Raw genomic sequence first — 2,701 nt, 5'->3', positions numbered from 1 at the left:
CGTCGAGCTGGCCGCGACCGTCTCCGAGGGCGGCGGCCTGGGCTCGTACGGGGCGCACATCCACACCCCCGAGGAGATCACCGCGCTCGTGGCGAAGCTCCGTGCCGCGACCGGCCGCCCCTTCGCCGTGAACCTGTGGGTGCCGCAGGAGGGCGAGCGCACCGAGCTCCCGGCCGCCGCGCTCGCCGAGCACGTCGAGCGGCTGCGTCCGTACTACGAGGAGCTGGGGGTACGTCCCCCGAGCGCCGAGGACGTCCGGTCCTGGCCCGACTTCGACGCGCAGCTGGACGCCCTGATCGCGGCCGCCCCGCCGGTGATCAGCCTGGTCATGGGCCTGCCGCCGCGCCGCCTGGTCGCCGAGGCCCGGCGGCGCGGGATCGTCGTGGTCGGCACCGCGACGACGGTGGAGGAGGCGGTGGCCCTGGAGGCGGCCGGGGTGGACGCGGTCGTCGCCTCGGGCAGCGACGCGGGCGGGCACCGGGGTGCGTTCCTCCGTCCCGTACGGGAGTCCCTGGTCGGCACCTTCTCGCTCGTCCCGCAGGTGGCGGACGCGGTCTCGGTCCCGGTGGTCGCGGCGGGCGGGATCGCCGACGGGCGCGGGGTCGCCGCAGCGCTCGCGCTCGGCGCGGACGCCGTCCAGGTCGGCACCGGCTTCCTGGCCGCGCGCGAGTCGGGGGCGAGCGAGGTGCACCGGCGGATCCTCGGCACCCCGGAGGCGCGGACGACCGTGCTCACCCGGCTCTTCTCGGGGCGCACGGCGCGGGGCATCCCGAACGGCTTCGTCCGGGACATGGCGGCCCACGAGGAACACGTACCGCCGTATCCCGTGCAGAACGCGCTGATGGGTCCGGTGCGGCGGGCCGCGGCGGAGCAGGGCCGGCCCGAGTACGTGAACCTCTGGGCCGGCCAGGCGGCGGCCCTGGCGCAGGAGCCCTCGGCCGCCGCGTACCTCGCGTCTCTCGCCGAGGAGGCGGTCAGAGCCGCTGGATGATGGTCCCGGTCGCGAGTGCCCCGCCCGCGCACATGGTGACGAGCGCGAACTCCTTGTCGGTGCGCTCCAGTTCGTGCAGGGCGGTGGCGATGAGCCGGGCGCCGGTGGCGCCGACGGGGTGGCCGAGGGCGATGGCGCCGCCGTTGACGTTGACCTTCACGAGACCGTCCAAGTCCCGGTCGAATTCCTGCGCCCAGCTCAACACCACCGACGCGAAGGCCTCGTTGATCTCGACGAGGTCGATGTCCTTGAGCGACATCCCGGCCTTGCCGAGCACCGCCCGCGTCGCGTCGATCGGACCGTCGAGGTGGAAGTGCGGGTCGGCGCCGACGAGGGCCTGGGCGACGATCCGGGCGCGCGGTTTCAGCTTCAGGGCGCGGGCCATGCGCTTGGAGGCCCACATGATGGCGGAGGCGCCGTCGGAGATCTGGGAGGAGTTCCCGGCGGTGTGGATCGCGGTGGGCATGACGGGCTTGAGGCGGGCCAGGCCCTCCATGGTGGTGTCGCGCAGGCCCTCGTCGCGGTCGACGAGCCGCCACATGCCCTGCCCCGCGGCCTGTTCGGCCTCCGTCGTCGGGACCTGGACGGCGAAGGTCTCGCGCTTGAAGCGCTCCTCGGACCAGGCGACGGCGGCCCGTTCCTGGGAGAGCAGGCCGAGGGAGTCGACGCGTTCGCGGGTGAGTCCGCGGCGGCGGGCGATGCGCTCGGCGGCCTCGAACTGGTTGGGCAGGTCGACGTTCCACTCGTCGGGGAACGGCTTGCCGGGCCCGTGCTTGGAACCGGAACCGAGCGGGACGCGCGACATGGCCTCGACGCCGCAGGAGATCCCGATGTCGATGACGCCGGCCGCGATCATGTTGGCGACCATGTGGCTGGCCTGCTGCGAGGAGCCGCACTGACAGTCGACGGTGGTGGCGGCCGTCTCGTAGGGCAGGCCCATGGTGAGCCAGGCGGTGCGCGCCGGGTTCATGGACTGCTCGCCGGCATGGGTGACCGTACCGCCGACGATCTGCTCGACGCAGTCGGCGTGGATGCCGGTGCGGCCGAGGAGTTCGCGGTAGGTCTCGCCCAGGAGGTAGGCGGGGTGGAGGTTGGCGAGCGCGCCTCCGCGCTTGCCGATGGGGGTGCGTACGGCTTCGACGATGACGGGTTCCGCGGCCATGAGCTCGTCCTCTCCTCGACCGGACGGGGTGTCCCGGCACCCCGGTCGGTCGGCGTCACGGGGAACTAGTACGCGTTCTAGTTCTGAGTGCAGTCTTATGACTGCTACCGCCGGTACGCAAGGGTCCGGGAAGCAACAGTTCCCGCTCCGCCCCTTGCTACTTGTAGAACTCGTTACTAACTTTCCCGGCAACTTCTGATGGCCCATCAGATTTGGAGAGTGTTGCCGATGGCCGCCTGCCCCCACCTCCCCGGCGGGACCCCCGAAGGGATCCCCGAAGGACGGCTCCCCGAGGGACTCCCCGACGGTCTCTCCCAGGGGCTCCCCGAGGGGTTCGACGCCACCGACCCCGATCTGCTCCGCGACCGCGTCCCCTTCCCGGAGTTCGCCCGGCTGCGGCAGACCGCGCCCGTGTGGTGGTGCCCCCAGCCGGCCGGCGTCACCGGCTTCGCGGACGGCGGGTACTGGGCGGTCACGCGCCACGCGGACGTCAAGTACGTCTCCCCCCACCCCGAGCTGTTCTCCTCGAACGAGAACACCGCCGTCAT

2 protein-coding genes and 1 pseudogene are annotated in these 2,701 nt (G+C 72.6%); 2 read left to right on the top strand and 1 reads right to left on the bottom strand.

Annotation, left to right across the window (positions count from 1 at the left end; translation table 11 throughout):
* Positions 1 to 991: nitronate monooxygenase family protein (locus CCN56_RS37980; RefSeq protein ID WP_086832226.1), on the top strand; the 991-nt coding region annotated here is incomplete at its 5' end.
* Here CCN56_RS37980 and CCN56_RS37975 read toward each other — a convergent pair.
* Positions 975 to 2,153 carry a steroid 3-ketoacyl-CoA thiolase gene (locus CCN56_RS37975; RefSeq protein WP_086832225.1) on the bottom strand — a complete coding sequence of 393 codons (1,179 nt, stop codon included), beginning with the start codon at positions 2,151 to 2,153 and terminating at the stop codon, positions 975 to 977. The genes CCN56_RS37980 and CCN56_RS37975 overlap by 17 nt on opposite strands.
* A gap of 228 nt (positions 2,154 to 2,381) precedes the next feature.
* Here CCN56_RS37975 and CCN56_RS37970 point away from each other — a divergent pair.
* Positions 2,382 to 2,701, top strand: a pseudogene (locus CCN56_RS37970) (hypothetical protein); the annotation flags it as partial.

This window comes from Streptomyces sp. NRRL B-24572 (assembly GCF_002156145.1).
Taxonomy (GTDB): Bacteria; Actinomycetota; Actinomycetes; order Streptomycetales; family Streptomycetaceae; genus Streptomyces; species Streptomyces vietnamensis.
Note: the sequence above shows the minus strand (reverse complement) of the source record. Positions and strands in the feature narration are given on the sequence as shown.

What these genes read in the sequence shown, in the direction of transcription:
- CCN56_RS37975 (WP_086832225.1), bottom strand. Translation starts at nt 2,153, where the DNA reads ATGGCCGCGGAACCCGTCATCGTCGAAGCCGTACGCACCCCCATCGGC.